General features: G+C 67.6%; 13 protein-coding genes. 7 read left to right on the top strand and 6 right to left on the bottom strand.

The features are described 5' to 3' along the window. Positions 1 to 43 precede the first annotated feature (43 nt). The 3 genes from J2W68_RS10860 to J2W68_RS10850 form a co-directional block, all read right to left on the bottom strand. Positions 44 to 922: a universal stress protein gene (locus tag J2W68_RS10860; protein ID WP_310235691.1), complete on the bottom strand. Its 879-nt coding sequence runs from the start codon at positions 920 to 922 to the stop codon at positions 44 to 46. A 12-nt stretch (positions 923 to 934) separates the two neighbouring features. Beyond that, entirely contained in the window at positions 935 to 2,563 is a 1,629-nt protein-coding gene (locus J2W68_RS10855) for a SulP family inorganic anion transporter (RefSeq protein WP_310235689.1), read from the bottom strand. Between the two features lie 212 nt (positions 2,564 to 2,775). Continuing rightward, positions 2,776 to 3,231 carry a nucleoside deaminase gene (locus J2W68_RS10850; RefSeq protein WP_310235687.1) on the bottom strand — a complete coding sequence of 152 codons (456 nt, stop codon included), beginning with the start codon at positions 3,229 to 3,231 and terminating at the stop codon, positions 2,776 to 2,778. 103 nt (positions 3,232 to 3,334) lie between these two features. Here J2W68_RS10850 and ubiE point away from each other — a divergent pair, with 103 nt between their 5' ends. The 6 genes from ubiE (at position 3,335) to J2W68_RS10820 (ending at position 9,446) form a co-directional block, all read left to right on the top strand. After that, positions 3,335 to 4,096: a bifunctional demethylmenaquinone methyltransferase/2-methoxy-6-polyprenyl-1,4-benzoquinol methylase UbiE gene (ubiE, locus tag J2W68_RS10845; protein ID WP_310148719.1), complete on the top strand. Its 762-nt coding sequence runs from the start codon at positions 3,335 to 3,337 to the stop codon at positions 4,094 to 4,096. 94 nt (positions 4,097 to 4,190) lie between these two features. Next, positions 4,191 to 6,188 carry a M1 family metallopeptidase gene (locus J2W68_RS10840; protein ID WP_310235685.1) on the top strand — a complete coding sequence of 666 codons (1,998 nt, stop codon included), beginning with the start codon at positions 4,191 to 4,193 and terminating at the stop codon, positions 6,186 to 6,188. Positions 6,189 to 6,201: 13 nt separating this feature from the next. Next, positions 6,202 to 7,176: an alpha/beta fold hydrolase gene (locus J2W68_RS10835; protein ID WP_310235683.1), complete on the top strand. Its 975-nt coding sequence runs from the start codon at positions 6,202 to 6,204 to the stop codon at positions 7,174 to 7,176. Further along, a complete protein-coding gene (locus J2W68_RS10830) occupies positions 7,173 to 7,904 on the top strand; it encodes a hypothetical protein (RefSeq protein ID WP_310235681.1) in 732 nt (243 codons plus the stop codon). The genes J2W68_RS10835 and J2W68_RS10830 overlap by 4 nt, the downstream gene beginning before the upstream one ends. A 599-nt stretch (positions 7,905 to 8,503) precedes the next feature. Further along, positions 8,504 to 9,139, top strand: coding sequence for a DUF998 domain-containing protein (locus tag J2W68_RS10825; RefSeq protein WP_310235678.1), 636 nt, complete (start codon positions 8,504 to 8,506; stop codon positions 9,137 to 9,139). A 73-nt stretch (positions 9,140 to 9,212) separates the two neighbouring features. Continuing rightward, positions 9,213 to 9,446, top strand: a complete 234-nt coding sequence (locus J2W68_RS10820; RefSeq protein WP_310235675.1) for a hypothetical protein — start codon at positions 9,213 to 9,215, stop codon at positions 9,444 to 9,446. 229 nt (positions 9,447 to 9,675) lie between these two features. Here the strand turns inward: J2W68_RS10820 and J2W68_RS10815 are convergent, their stop codons facing one another. After that, the gene (locus J2W68_RS10815; protein ID WP_310235673.1) at positions 9,676 to 11,178 is read right to left on the bottom strand and encodes an MATE family efflux transporter; all 1,503 of its coding nucleotides are present in this window, start codon (positions 11,176 to 11,178) and stop codon (positions 9,676 to 9,678) included. Between the two features lie 493 nt (positions 11,179 to 11,671). Between J2W68_RS10815 and J2W68_RS10810 the strand changes: the two genes are divergently transcribed. Continuing rightward, the gene (locus J2W68_RS10810; protein ID WP_310235672.1) at positions 11,672 to 13,156 is read left to right on the top strand and encodes a peptidoglycan-binding protein; all 1,485 of its coding nucleotides are present in this window, start codon (positions 11,672 to 11,674) and stop codon (positions 13,154 to 13,156) included. 54 nt (positions 13,157 to 13,210) lie between these two features. Here J2W68_RS10810 and J2W68_RS10805 read toward each other — a convergent pair whose 3' ends face one another. Both J2W68_RS10805 and J2W68_RS10800 read right to left on the bottom strand, forming a co-directional pair. Continuing rightward, on the bottom strand, positions 13,211 to 14,194 hold the full coding sequence (locus J2W68_RS10805; protein ID WP_310235670.1) for a hypothetical protein: 984 nt from the start codon (positions 14,192 to 14,194) through the stop codon (positions 13,211 to 13,213). A 108-nt stretch (positions 14,195 to 14,302) separates the two neighbouring features. Further along, a complete protein-coding gene (locus J2W68_RS10800) occupies positions 14,303 to 14,512 on the bottom strand; it encodes a hypothetical protein (protein WP_310148747.1) in 210 nt (69 codons plus the stop codon). Positions 14,513 to 14,561: the final 49 nt, after the last annotated feature.

Genomic DNA, 14,561 nt, shown 5'->3' with positions numbered 1-14,561 from the left:
CGGCATCGCCATGCCGCCCCGCGGACGGCCTGGCGACAGTCGGTCAGCGCAGCAGCAGCACCGGCACCGCACTCGTCTGCAGCACCCGCGTCGTGGTGCTGCCGACGATGAAGCTGCGGATGCGCGAGTGCCCGTAGGCGCCCATGACCAGCAGGTCGATCGCGTGGCTGTCGAGAAAGGCGGGCAGCACCGACTCGGCGTCGCCATCAACGCAATGGGTCTGCGCCTGGAAACCGGCCGCGGACAGCTCGGCAATCGCGTCCGCGCGTTCGGCGGCGTAGGCATCCTCGCGGCCTGCGGTGATCAGGTGGCAGTCGAGTCCACGCAGCAGCGGACTCGCCGCGACCATGGCCAAGCAGCGGCGTGCGGTGGCACTGCCGTCGAAGGCGATCGCGAAGCGCGTGATCGGCTGCATCGCGCGCGTGGCGACCAGCACCGGGCGATGCACCGCGCGGACCGCGCGTTCCAGGTTGCGGCCGAGATGGCCGCTGGCGCCGTCGGCATGGGCGCCGCGGCGCCCGAGCACAAACAGGCGCACATCCGCTTCGACATCCGTCAACGCATCCACCAGCGCGCCGTGACGCAGGCGCGGTTCGGCTTCCAGTCCGGCCGTGTCGCGCAGGTGGGCGCGGATCTGGTCGAGCAGCGCCCGGCCGTGGCGCTGCGCCAGCTGGCCGCGCTGTTCGTCGTGCGCGGCCAACTCGGCCAGCAGCGCTTCCTGGCTGCCCAGCGACAGGCTGCCGCTGAAGTCGGCCGGCGGGGTCGAGGCCGGGTCACGCTCGATCGCATGCAGCAGATCGAGCGGCACGCCGAGACGCTGCGCGGCCCAGGCAGCGAGGTCGGCGACGCCGCGTGCGTGGGCGGAGGCGTCGATGGCGGCCAGCACGCGGCCGCCGGTGGGGATCAGGGGTGCGTCAGTCATCTGCATCGCTCCTCAGTGGCCGCCCATCAGGCGTTCGGCGTCGGGTTTGTCGTGCACGCCGAGGCGGTCGACGATGGTGGCGCTGGCTTCGTTGAGGCCGACGATATCCACATGCGTGCCTTCGCGGCGGAACTTCAGCACCACCTTGTCCAGCGCGCCGACCGCGCTGAGGTCCCAGAAGTGCGCGGCGGATACATCGATGGTCACACGCTCGAGCACTTCGCGGAAATCGAAGGCCGACACGAAACGCTCGGACGAGGCGAAGAACACCTGGCCGGTGACGACGTAGGTGCGCGCCGCGCCGTCGGCGTCGACGGTGGAGCCGATGTGCAGCACGCGACTGACCTTGCGCGCGAAAAACAGCGCCGACAACAGCACGCCGGTCAGCACGCCCTTGGCGAGGTCATGGGTGGCGACGGTGACGATCACGGTGCCGAGCATCACGATGCTCGACGTGCCCGGATGCGTGCGCAACTGTTTGATCGAGCTCCAGCTGAAGGTGCCGATCGACACCATGACCATCACCGCGACCAGCGCCGCCATCGGGATCGTCGCGACCCACGGACCGGCAAACACCACCAGCATCAGCAGCACCACGCCGGCAACCAGGCACGACAGGCGTCCGCGGCCGCCGGATTTCACGTTGATCACCGACTGGCCGATCATCGCGCAGCCGGCCATGCCGCCGAGGAAGCCCGCCGCGATGTTGGCCACGCCCTGGCCGGCGCATTCGCGGTTCTTGTTGCTGGGCGTGTCGGTGAGATCGTCGACGATCTGCGCCGTCAGCAGCGATTCCAGCAGACCGACGACGGTCAGCGTCAGCGAGACCGGCAGGATGATCCACAGCGTTTCGAGGGTCAGCGGTACGTCGGGGAACAGGAACACCGGCAGGCTGTCGGGCAGCGCGCCCTTGTCACCGACGGTGGGCACCACCAGTCCGAAGTACAGCGCCAGCCCGGTCAGCAGCACGATCGCCACCAGCGGCGCGGGCACCACGAGGTTGCGGGTCCAGCGGAACAGCAGCGCCACGGCGGCGAGGCCGAGCACCGCGACGACGTACAGAAGCCGCGGCTCCATGCTGCCGAAGGTCAGCGCGAAACCGATCACCAGCAGCAACAAACCCACTCCGGGGAACGTCAGCCGTCCCAGCCACGGCAGGCCGTAGATGATCGTCAGGCCCAGCGCGACCATCGGATACACCAGCGCCGGTACGCCGATGAGTTCGGGGATCTGCGCCATGAAGATCAGGATCGCCAGCGCATTGACGAAGCCGGTGATCACCGAGCGCGAGACGAAGCGCATCAGCACGCCGAGCTTCAGCGCGCCGGCGACGATCTGCAGTACGCCGGTCAGCAGCGTGGCCGCCAGCAGGTACTGCAGGCCGTGGTCGCGCACCAGGGTGACCATCACCAGCGCCATCGCGCCGGTCGCGGCCGAGATCATGCCCGGGCGGCCGCCGGTGAAGGCGATGACCACCGCGATGCAGAACGAGGCATAGAGGCCGACGCTCGGATCGACGCCGGCGATGATGGAGAACGCGATCGCCTCGGGAATCAGCGCGAGCGCGACGACGAGCCCGGCGAGCAGGTCGCCGCGGATATTGCCGAACCATTCCTGGCGCAGCGTGGGGGAGAAATTCAATGGAATGCCCTGGTAACGCCCGGACGCGGGTCCGGGGTGTGAGATCGAAATGCAGCCAGCAGGAGACGGCCGCGTCAGCGGCAGGCGTCGGATGCTATGGCGGCGTGATCGTCATCAAGGCAGGGATTCGGAGCGGCGGGCCGATGCCACGCAGGCATCGTCGAGGCGCGCAGTGTAATCGAGGGTGCCGCGCGTCGTCGCGCGGCTGGCGCTCAGTCCTCGCCGATGTCCTCGTTCCAGACTTCGGGATGCGCGGCGATGAAACCGCCGAGCAGGTCCACGCATTCCTGGCTCTGCAGGTCGATGACCTCGATGCCGTTCTCGCGCAGCCAGTCGATGCCGCCCTGGAAGGTCTGCGATTCGCCGACGACCACGGTGCCGATACCGAACTGGCGCACCAGGCCGCTGCAGTACCAGCACGGCGCCAGGGTCGTGACCATGATCGTGTCGCGATACGAGCGTTGGCGCCCGGCCTTGCGAAAGGCATCGGTCTCGCCGTGGATCGACGGGTCGCTTTCCTGCACGCGGCGGTTGTGGCCGCAGCCGAGCAGGCGGCCGTCCTGGTGATACAGCGCGGCGCCGATCGGGATGCCGCCTTCGGCCAGGCCCTGGCGGGCTTCGGCGATGGCGGTGTCGAGCAGGGCGCGGTAGTCGGGCGTGGCGATCATCGGGCACATCCTCGGCGAATGGCGCATGAGTCTGACCGCAGCGGCCCGCGGGGTCGAGCCGGCATACACGGGCGCGCGCCGGCGGATGAGGGATAATCGACGTATGAACGACGACTCCAGCAAGCCCGGCACCACCCACTTCGGTTTCCGCGACGTGCCCACCGGCGAGAAGCAGAAGCTGGTCGGCGAGGTGTTCTCCTCGGTCGCAGGCAGCTACGACCTGATGAACGATCTGATGAGCCTCGGCATCCACCGGGTGTGGAAGCGCTACTTCGCCGCCACCGCGCAGGTGCGCACCGGCGACCGCGTGCTCGATCTGGCTGGCGGCACCGGCGACATCGCCGCGCTGCTCAAATCCCGCGTCGGCGAGTCCGGTGAACTGGTGCTCGGCGACATCAACGCTTCGATGCTGCGCGTCGGCCGCGACCGCATGACCGATCGCGGCAACGTGCGCGGCTTCGAGTACGTGCAATGCAACGCCGAGACGCTGCCGTTCCCGGACGCCAGTTTCGACCTGGTGACGATCGCCTTCGGCCTGCGCAACGTGACCGACAAGGACGCCGCGCTGCGCGAGATGCTGCGCGTGCTGAAAGTCGGTGGCCAGGCGCGCGTGCTGGAATTCTCGGAAGTGAAGGCCGAGTGGTTCAAGCCGATCTACGATTTCCATTCCTTCCAGATCATGCCGCGGCTGGGCAAGCTGTTCGCGCGCGACAGCGACAGTTACCAGTACCTGTCGGAATCGATCCGCAAGCATCCGCCGCAGGACGCGCTCAAGGGCATGATGGAAGCGGCCGGTTTCGCGCGCTGCAAGTACCGCAATCTCAGCGGCGGCATCGTCGCGATCCACGACGGGTACAAGGCCTGAATACGACCTCGCGTCGCTGACGCGGCGCTGCGGCAGGAGAGCAGGGCAGGGCGCACGGTAGAATCGGCGGCTTGTCCCCCGCGTGGATTTCCTGATGCGCCCATTCCGTTCCGCCGCCGGCCTGCTGGCACTGGCCGTTCTTGCGCTGACCGCATGCAACCGTGATGCAGCGCCTGCCGCCGAGCCGGCCACGCCGCCTGCCCAGGCTGCCGCCGTCGACCGCGACGAGCACTCCTACGCCGAGCCCGACAAGGTGGTCACCGAAGACCTGGCGCTCGATATCGCGCTCGACTTCGATGCGAAGACCATCGCCGGTACCGCGACTTACACGCTGCAGTGGAAAGACCAGGCGGCGACGCAGCTGGTGCTCGATACGCGCGACCTGACCATCTCGAAAGTCGAAGGCGAAGCCGCCGGCGGCCAGTGGCAGCCGCTGCAGTACGCACTGGCCGATGCCGACGCGACGCTCGGCAGCAAGCTCACCATCGAAACGCCCGAGCGCAACGCCAAGGTCCGCGTGACCTACGTGACCTCGCCGGACGCGTCGGGCCTGCAGTGGCTCACGCCGGAGATGACCGAAGGCAAGCAACTGCCCTTCATGTTCAGCCAGTCGCAGCAGATCCATGCGCGCTCGTGGGTGCCGCTGCAGGACACGCCGGCGATCCGCTACACCTACACCGCGCACGTCACCGCGCGTCCGGACGTGATGGTGCTGATGAGCGCCGACAACGATCCGGCCGCCCAGCGCGACGGCGACTACAGCTTCAAGATGCCGCAGAAGATTCCGTCGTACCTGATGGCGATCGCGGCCGGCGACCTGGTCTTCCAGGAGATCTCGGGCCGCGCCGGCGTGTGGGCCGAGCCGGCGATGATCGATCGCGCGGTGGCGGAATTCGCCGACACCGAGAAGATGATCGAGGTCACCGAGCAGCTCTACGGCCCCTACCGCTGGGAGCGTTACGACCTGCTGATCCTGCCGCCGTCGTTCCCGTATGGCGGCATGGAGAATCCGCGCCTGTCATTCATCACCCCGACCGTCATCGTCGGCGACAAGTCGCTGGTCTCGCTGATCGCGCACGAGCTCGCGCACAGCTGGTCGGGCAACCTGGTGACCTTCTCCAGCGCCAAGCACGGCTGGCTCAACGAGGGCTTCACCAGTTACGTCGAGAACCGCATCGTCGAATCGCTGTACGGCAAGGAAGTCAGCGACATGGAGTACGTGATCGCGCGTAATTCCCTGCGCGAGAACATCGCGTCGATGCCCGAGGGCACGCAGGCGCTGGCGGTCAAGCCGGATGTTGCACTCGATGCCGACGACGCGCTGAGCGCGGTGTCCTACGACAAGGGCGCGTGGTTCCTGCAGTTCCTCGAGCAGCGGTTCGGCCGCGAGAATTTCGATACGTTCCTGCGTGGCTACTTCGACCACTTCGCGTTCCAGAGCATCACCACCGAGCAGTTCCTCGCCTACGCGAAAGAAAACCTGTTCGACAAGTTCCCCGACACCGTGACCGATGCCGAGATCCAGGAGTGGGTCTACGCGCCGGGCATTCCGGGTTACGCGCCGCAGGTGATGTCGCGCAACTTCGGCATCGTCGATTCCGCGCGTCTGGCGTGGCTGGGCAGCGCGCAGCTGCCGCCGCGTCAGATCGCCGACGCGTGGTCCACGCAGGAGTGGCTGCATTTCCTCGAAAGCCTGCCGCCGACGCTGACCGTCGAACAGCTGGCCCAGCTCGATGAGGCCTACACCTTCACCGGCACCGACAACGGTGAGATCGCGATGCGCTGGTACCCGCTGGCCGTGCGCAGTGGCTACACGCAGGCGAACGAGGCGTTGACCGAGTTCACCGCGCGCGTCGGTCGTCGCAAGCTGATCATGCCGATCTACACCGCACTGGTGCAGACGGAAGCCGGCCTCGCGCTGGCCAAGCAGATCTTCGAAACCGCGCGTCCGGGGTATCACCCGATCACGACCGGTTCGGTGGAGACGCTGATCAACGAGGCCAAGCCGGCACCCGCACCGGCACCGGCTGAGGTGCCTGCGGCCGATGCGGCCGCGCCTGCCGATGCGGCGGCGCCGGCGCCCGCCAACTGAGGCGATGCAGGCATTGAGCCAACCGTTCGCGGCCGCCCTCGTGGCGGCCGCGTGCGTTGTGGTCATCGGTGTCGCTGTATTCGTGTGGGTGCTGCTGCGCCAGCCGCGGCAACTGATCCGCGCCGAGTACGGACGCCAGCGTCGACGGTTGCGGCTGGCCGTGCATCGCGTGCGCATCGACGGCCTGCGCTGGTGCTGGACCGAACGCACGGGTACAGACGCATCCGCGCCAACGCTCGTGATGCTGCACGGCTACACCGGCAGCAAGGAGAACTGGTACCGGCTGGTGCCCGAACTCGATGCACGCTATCGCCTGGTCATGCCGGACCTGCCGGGCTGGGGCGACAGCGAACGCATTGCCGATGCCGACCACGGCTTCGTCGCCGAAGCCGCGCACGTCGCCGCTTTCCTGCGGCATCTCGATGCCGGCCCGGTCGTTTTGCTGGGGCATTCGATGGGTGGTGGCATCGCAGCGCTGGTCGCTGCGAAACATCCGGATCTCGTCGCACGCGTCGGTCTGCTCGATGCGGCCGGCGTGCACTTCGAGGACAACGCCTTCGGTCTCGCCGTGCTCGACGGTCGCAATCCCTTCGGCATCGAGAACACCGCGTCGATGGAGCAGTACATGTCCGTGCTGTTCCATGAGCGGAGCGCGCGGCCGCCGCTGCCGTGGCCGGGCGCAATCGCGTTCGTACGCCATCGCCGCGCCGAGGCTGCGTTCGAACAATCCGTGCTCGACCGCATCGGTCGCAGCGACGAACGGTTCGCGCCCGGCGATGCCGCCGGCGACATCCGCCAGCCGGCCGTCCTCATCTGGGGCGCGCACGATGCGGTGATCGATCCGAGCGCGATGGCCCTGTACGCTCAACGCATGCCGCAGGCGCGTCAGGTCCTGCTCGACCGCAGCGGCCACATGACCCTGATGGAGCAACCGCGCGAGGTCGCCGACGCGGTGCACTGGCTGATCGAACGAGGAACGCCCGCATGACATCCCGACACCTGCTCGCCACCGCTTTGCTCGCCGCGCTGCTTCCGCTGGTCGCCTGCCAGGACCGCGAGGCCCAGGCCGCCGCCCAGGCGCAGGCCCAGGCCGCCGCGGCCGAAGCGCAGGCCGAAGCCGGCGAGCGCGATTTCGAAGCCGCCGTTGCAATCGAGAACTGGGCGCTGGCCAAGGCGCAGGCCGACGTGCTGCTCGCCCGCTATCCCGACACCGCCGCCGCGGAGCGCGTCCGCGCGAAGTTCGACGACGTTGCGGCGAAGGGTGACGCGGTGCGCGAGGACGCGCGTACCCAGGCCCTGTGGAGCTACAACACCGCCAACGTCGAAGGCGGCGAGCAACTGTCGGCGGCGATCTACGCCAAGGACACCATCGACGTTGACGGCACCGGCGCGAAGCGCGTGCAACTGATCTTTCGCGACCACCCGTCCTGGGGCCGCAGCAGTTACCTCGTGCTGCAGGCCGGCGATTTCGACTGCTACCCCAGTTGCCGCGTCAGCGTGCGCGTCGACGACGGGGAACCACGCCGCATGGCCGCCAACCGACCGCAGACCGATGAAGCCATCGCGATGTTCATCGACGACGAGCGCGCGCTGTGGCGCCTGCTCGACGGCGCGAAGACGGTGTCGATCGAGTTTCCGGTGAAGGCGGGTGGCACGCGGACCGCGGTGTTCGAGGTGGCGGGGTTGGATCGAGGGAAGTTGCCGAAGTGGGGGTAAGCGGTGCTGCCCGCCTTGAAGCTTGTCAGAGTTCCGATTCCGTCGTTCCAGCGGCTTTTAACAGACGCATGTCTGGTAAAGCTGGAAGCGCTGTTCAACAGCACGAAGTGCTGGTCACCCATCTTGATCTTCGTTGCTAATCGCTTGGCACGCTGATGGCTCGTAGCAGACGCTGTAACCCAATTTGATTCCTTGGTTCGCGAGCTGACGTGGGTGGCAAGAGCCCCCGCGAAATTGGATTTCAGTTTGAACAGCCATTCGGCTGTTGAAAGCCGCTGGAATGACGAGATGTGTGACTTGGCGCCCTGGGCGTCGTAACTACTTCAAGTTCGCCGCCATCCTTGAATCCGTCATTCCGGCGAACGCCGGAATCCAGCGCCTTGGTCCTTCACGCAATGCCGCATGAGCGGATCTGACGGGCCCTTCGACATAAGGCAGAGGCACTGGATCCCGGCCTTCGCCGGGATGACGGCAGAGTCGCCGGGGTGATGCGCAATCGGAGTGACAACGTAAGCGCGCGACGAACCACATGCCCAATGGCACACGCCGCAGCCCCTGATGCCACCTAGCCTCACCCCAAGCCATCCCGGAAGGCACGCATGCACCCGCCACCGCTGCCCGCAACGCACAGCGCCACCCGCATCCGCCTGACCCGCATCGCCATCCTCGCCGTCGTGCCAGCCTGGCTGCTGATGCTTTTCGGCAGCAGTGCCTTCAAGCCCGGTTACTCGCACGTCTCCCAATACATCAGCGAGCTCAACGCCATCGGCACGCCCCACGCCTGGCAGATCGGGTTGTTCGGCTTCGTGCCCTTCGGGCTGCTCTTGGCAATCTTGCTGATGCTCGCGGCGCCACTGCTGCCGATCCGCGGCATCGCCCGCGTGGGCTACTGGATGCTGTTGCTCGAAGCCGTCGCCTACATCGGGTCGGCATTCGCACCCTGCGATGCCGGCTGTCCAGCGGACGGATCACTGAGCCAGCAGCTGCACAACCTGCTCGGCCTGCTGACGTATCTCGGGACATGCGTGGGCGTCGTGCTGCTGGCCTGCGGCACCGGGCTGAGATCGAGCACGCGCGCTTTGCTGCTGGTTGTGGCGATTCTGTGGCTGCTGCTGTTCTTCGCGATGGTCCTGCCCCCGTTCGAACCCATACGCGGTGTGTTGCAGCGAACGGGCGAAGCGACGCTCTACGGCACGCTGTTGACGCTCGCGTGGTGCGCACTGCCACGCCGCTGACTCAGCGGCAGTTGGCCTGCGCGATGGCCAGTCGCTGGCTCGCCGCATTGCGCTCGCGCGTCGCAGCACGTTGTTGCGCATCGCGCTGCGCGCGCAGGCCACTTTGATCGGTGGGGTCGCGCGCATCGCCGCCGCGCGCGGCGCGCTGGTTTCGATGGCCGCGGCGCGACGCTGCGCGCTGGCGACACGAGCATCACTGGTCGGCTGGATCGTGCGCGACGCGGTCTGCACGCAGCGGTCATGCGCGGCATCGCGTGCGGCATTCGCGCCGACATGCGTGGGCAGACGCTGGGAGGCCTCAACCTGACGCAGCGCCGGGGCGGCACGCGGCGGCGGATCGGCCGGATTGCGAAGCTGCTGCGCGAACGCGGGCGCAATCGCGGTGGCCATCAGCAGCGTCAGCAGAAGTGGAGTGCGCATGGAACGGTCCGGATACACGCAGAACATCGCGTTCGAACGTTCTAGATGCCGTCGCCATGCAGGCAGGTCAATGCAGCGCGGTCCACAGGTTCAGGCGCGGGCCGGCTGGCACACCATCAAAGTGCACGGCGACGCCCGTCCTGCGTGTCATTCGGATCGAAACTCGCCAGCGGCGCCGGCGGTTGCGCCGGCACTTCGGCCGGCATCGCGACCGGCTCGCGCGCCACGCCGTCGAGCATGCGCGCGCGGCGCCAGCCGCCCCAGCGGTAGTAGCCGATCGACAACAGCATTGCCAGCAGCGCACTGGCCGGGAAACTCCACCAGATTGCATCCACGCCGAGCGTCGGCTGCAGCAGCGTCGCGAACGGCACGCGCACGCCCCACAGCGTGACCGCGAGGATCACCAGCGGCGGCAGCACCGCGCCGGTCGAGCGCACCACCCCAAACAGCACGAAGGTCACGCCGAAGAACAGGAACGACCAGATCGCGATGCGGTTGAGATGGCGCGCGGTGTCCAGCGCGACGCTGGCATCGCCGAGGAACAGCGACAGCGCGGCGCGGTCGAGCAGCAGCAACAGGCCGATCAGTGCGCCTGTCATCAACACGTTGAAACCCACGCCGGTGGCGGCGATCCGTGACACGCGGTCCCAGTGGCCGGCGCCGACGTTCTGCGCCGCCATCGTCGAACACGCCGCGCCGATCGCCATCGCCGGCATCTGCACATAGGTCCACAGCTGCAGCGCAGCGCCATAACCCGCGGTGGTGTCGACGCCGTGTGCGTTGACCATCGAGATCATCGCGATCATCGCCGCCGACAGCATCACCATCTGCAGGCCCATCGGCAGGCCCTTGGCCAGCAGCGCACGCACGATAGTCCAGTCGGGCCTGTAGAGATGCCGCTCGGTGCGGTGGATCCACAGCCGGTGCCGGCGATGCCGCAGCCAGGCGAGCAGGGCGGTGAGCCCAAGCGCGTTCGCGATCAGGCTCGCCAGTGCTGCGCCGGCCATGCCCATCGCCGGCAGCGGTCCGACGCCGAGCATCAGCATCGGCACCAGCACGATGTCGAGCGCGACCACCAGCAGCAGGAACAGGAACGGCGTACGCGCATCACCGGCGCCGCGCAGGATCGCCGACAGGAACGCGAACGCGTACAGGAACGGCACCGCGAGGAAGATCAGTTTCAGATAGGCATCCGCATGCGGCAGCGCATCGGCCGGCGTGCCCATCCACAGCAGCACGTGGCGCGACAGCGGCAGACCCACCAGCGCGACCAGCACCGAGGCGGTCAGAAAGAACGTCGCGCTGGTGCCGATCACGCGCTTGGCGCCCGGCAGATCGTCGCGGCCAATCGCCTGCGCGACCAGGATTGTCGCCGCCATGCCCACACCGAACACCGCGCCCAGCAGCAGGAACAGGATGTTGTTGGCGTTTGCGATCGCCGCCAGTGCGCCCTCGCCGAGGAAGCGCCCGATCCAGACCGCGTTGACCGAGCCGTTGAGCGACTGCATGACGTTGCCACCGAGGATCGGCAGCGCGAACGCAAACAGGGTGGGGCCGATCGCTCCCCGGGTCAGATCGCCCGGGCGGGCAGGGGTGGCGGCAGATCGGCGTTTCGGCATCCGCGCATTCAATCGGGAAGCGGATCGCGGTGCGGTGAGGATGCGCGGGCCCCTGACGTGAAACTGCCCTGTCAAGAACAGGCCGCATTGCTAAAGCACCTCTCCCTCTGGGAGAGGTCGAAGCGCATAGCGCTTCGGGTGAGGGCGGGGCCAAGATCAGCGCTTTCCCTGCCTGCGTGGCATCGCGCCCTTCATGGATGGAAGGTTGGGATGGGCGGACGGCCAAGTCGTGGCGAACTCTGTTCTCAAATTCGGGCGAAAGGTGCCGTTTGGAACCTGATGTCCGCTCACGTCTAAAGGTTTGCCCCCACCCGACCCCCACCCGACCCCCACCCATGAAGGGCGCAATGCCCCGCAAGCAGGGGAGGGCTCCAAACGGCCACCGCCCGAACTGTGACCCCTGCACGCTGGGGCACCCCCCATCTGTCGCGCTCGCTCCGGTGTCGGGAAACTGCATCTATCGGGGATGTGCCCAATCGATCAGGAGCCTGCCGTGAGTCTCAACGCCGTCTCGTCATCCGACACCACCCAGCGCCTGCAGGACCTGCCGCCTGCGGGCGACCCGAAGCAGTCCTACATCGCCCAGCGCGGCGACACGCTGTCGGAGATCGCCAAGGCCCACGGCATCAGCCTCGAAGGCCTGCTGGCGTCGAATCCGCAGGTGAACAATCCCGATGTGATCTATCCCGACCAGGCGATCGTCCTGCCTGCCGGCACCCAGCCGCTCGGCGGGCACGCGGGATCGGTGCATGGCGCAGCGCCGGTCAGCACGCCTCAGGGCACCTACTCCGGCGGACCGCTGGATCGTACCCAGCTGGCCCAGCTGTTCCACGAAGCCGGCTTCCGCGGCGAGAACCTGGTGAGCATGGTCGCGATCTCGATGCGCGAATCCACCGGCGATCCGGCCGCGTTCAACGGCAACCGCGCCACCGGCGACCAGTCCTATGGCTTGACCCAGATCAACATGCTCGACGGCATGGGCCCGGAGCGCCGCGAGGCCTTCGGCCTGACCTCGAACGAGCAGCTGTTCGACCCGCAGACCAATGCGCGCGTCGCCTTCGAACTGTCCAATAACGGCACCGACCTCTCGCCGTGGGGCGCGTACAGGGGGCTGGCGAATACCTACAACACCGATGTGCCCGCAGCTCGCGCTGCCGTGGCCGACGCGCAGGCGCAGGGCCTGCTGGGCACACCGTTCAATGGCGGCGCCCGCACCGAAGGTGCGGCGCCGGTGCAGCAAAGCGCGTCGGCATCGGCCACGCCGACGCTGGAACGCGACGATCGCGGCCCGGCCGTCGCCGATCTGCAGACCCGATTGGCGGCCGCGGGCTTCAGTCCGGGCACGGCCGACGGCATCTTCGGCGCCCGTACCGAGAGCGCCGTGCGCAGTTACCAGGCCAGCCGCGGTATCGAGGTCGACGGCGTGGTCGGCCCGAACACCTGGGCACAGCTCAACGGCGCGCCTGCGGTCGAGACGCCGCCGGCAGCCGAACCGGTCGCGCCGGGTGAAGTCGCCCAGGTCACCGACGGCCCGAGCAACGCCCGCATCGCCACCCTGCATCCCGAACTCCGCGGCCAAGCGGCCGAGTTCGTCAACCGCGTCGAACAGGAACTCGGCATTACCCTGCGCGTGACGTCGGGCATGCGTACGTATGCCGAGCAGGACGCGCTTTACGCGCAGGGCCGTACCGCACCTGGCGGCATCGTCACCCAGGTGCCCGCGGGCTACAGCAACCACAACTTCGGCACCGCCTTCGACGTGGTCGAAGTGCGCCCGGACGGTAGCATCAACTGGAGCCCCGACTGGCAGGCCATCGGCCGCGTCGGCACCGACATGGGTCTGGAGTGGGGCGGCAACTGGACCACCTTCGTCGACCGCCCGCACTTCCAGCTCGACAGCGGCCTGAGCACCGCGGATATGCGGAATCGCATCGCGGCAGGTGATGTCGACGCAGACGGGTTCGTCAATCTGCGTTGATGCGGATTTGCAGTGCGTTACTCCAGTGCACCTGGCATCGACCGCGCGTCTTCGTCAGGCACGTAAAGACAGCGACACCAGCGTGCCCGCAAGTCCGGGAGCGTCGCTGGCGATGTACTCCAGCGTGACCGGGCTGCCGACACCGAACGCGCCACGCATGGAGGTGGGAGGGCACACCAGCATGTTGCCGACGCGATACCAGGTGTGGTGCAGCGTCTTCCGCCCCGAGCGGACGCGGGCACTGAGGACTTCGCTGACCACCCCGCGCATGACGGTCATCTGCGTGCCGCGCCGAAGCAGACGTCGGACGCGCACGCGATTGCACGCGAAGATCACGGCCCCGGCGCCCGCGGCGATACAAAGCGTCTGCAGAAGCTGATTCAAGCCGAATCCATAGCTCATGCCGTGGGTCAACATCGCGACCAGCAGCCCCACGCTCAGCAGGATCGCCAATTGGCGCACCTGCCAGCCGCTGCGCTCGACGGCGGCGGCGTCCATTGTCACGTCGACACGCTCCGGCGCCGGAAGCGCGGAATACTCGACACCCAGCAGCGCGCCGCGTCCGTCAGTCAGCGGCACCCAGTGCAGCACCACGTCGGTGGCCTGTACATGCTCGAAGCGGGTGACATGCATATGCGCCGCGGTGTCGGCCTGCTCGAGCGGGGCGGCGAGCGGGCGCAGGATCAGGACATCGCCGTCGACGCGATAACGCAGTTGCCCGGGCTGCACGACCTCGACGCCAGACAGCGCGCCATGCGTGGTGGATTTCATGCCCATCGCCAAGGCGCGACGCAAGCGCGCCGACGTCGTGCGCCAATGAAAAAAACGCCGCAGCTGCCACGCGCACACGCCGGTCGCGACCGCAGCGACGGTAAGCGCCAAAGGCAGACCGGTCTCCAGAAATGCCACCACGATCGCCGGCGCCGCGGCGCCGAAGGCACCGAGCAGGTGCATGAAAGCGTAAAGGCGCTCGCGCCGGAGAGCGACGTGAAGTGTTGCCCGATCCGTGTCGTCAAGAGGGCTGGTGATGCACTGCATGCCGCTAGTGTAAGCGTCGCGCCGTCACCGCCTGGGGCGCCGAAACCTGCGCGCCCTGAAAACGGCGGCGGTTCCTGCGCTGCGCGATGGCACCGCTTGGAAACATCTTCAGGTGCTCGCCGTACGCCAACCAAACACGGCAAGCCCGATCAGGAAAAGCCCGCCGGCCAACCAAAGCATGACGTTCAGGCAGAACGTAACGGGCTGCACGGCGTACACGATGACGTCCCGGTTGAAGCGCGTAAAAGTCGCGACCTCAAGCGATGCGATGGCAGCGCCGCCAATGTAGAGCGAATAGACGCCGAGCGCAGCGAGCAAGACATATCCAGCTGCCCATGCGGCACTCAAGTCTTTCTTTCGGGTTCTG

It is taken from the genome of Luteimonas terrae, from assembly GCF_031457535.1.
Lineage (GTDB): Bacteria > Pseudomonadota > Gammaproteobacteria > Xanthomonadales > Xanthomonadaceae > Luteimonas > Luteimonas terrae_A.
The sequence above is the reverse complement of the archived record's forward strand: the minus strand, read 5'-3'. Positions and strand labels throughout refer to the sequence as shown.

Bases quoted from the DNA above. Each gene is read 5' to 3' on its own strand.
- ubiE (WP_310148719.1), top strand. From the start codon at position 3,335: ATGAACGACGACTCCAGCAAGCCCGGCACCACCCACTTCGGTTTCCGC.
- J2W68_RS10840 (WP_310235685.1), top strand. From the start codon at position 4,191: ATGCGCCCATTCCGTTCCGCCGCCGGCCTGCTGGCACTGGCCGTTCTT.
- J2W68_RS10850 (WP_310235687.1), bottom strand. From the start codon at position 3,231: ATGATCGCCACGCCCGACTACCGCGCCCTGCTCGACACCGCCATCGCC.
- J2W68_RS10830 (WP_310235681.1), top strand. From the start codon at position 7,173: ATGACATCCCGACACCTGCTCGCCACCGCTTTGCTCGCCGCGCTGCTT.
- J2W68_RS10805 (WP_310235670.1), bottom strand. From the start codon at position 14,194: ATGCAGTGCATCACCAGCCCTCTTGACGACACGGATCGGGCAACACTT.
- J2W68_RS10825 (WP_310235678.1), top strand. From the start codon at position 8,504: ATGCACCCGCCACCGCTGCCCGCAACGCACAGCGCCACCCGCATCCGC.
- J2W68_RS10860 (WP_310235691.1), bottom strand. From the start codon at position 922: ATGACTGACGCACCCCTGATCCCCACCGGCGGCCGCGTGCTGGCCGCC.
- J2W68_RS10815 (WP_310235673.1), bottom strand. From the start codon at position 11,178: ATGCCGAAACGCCGATCTGCCGCCACCCCTGCCCGCCCGGGCGATCTG.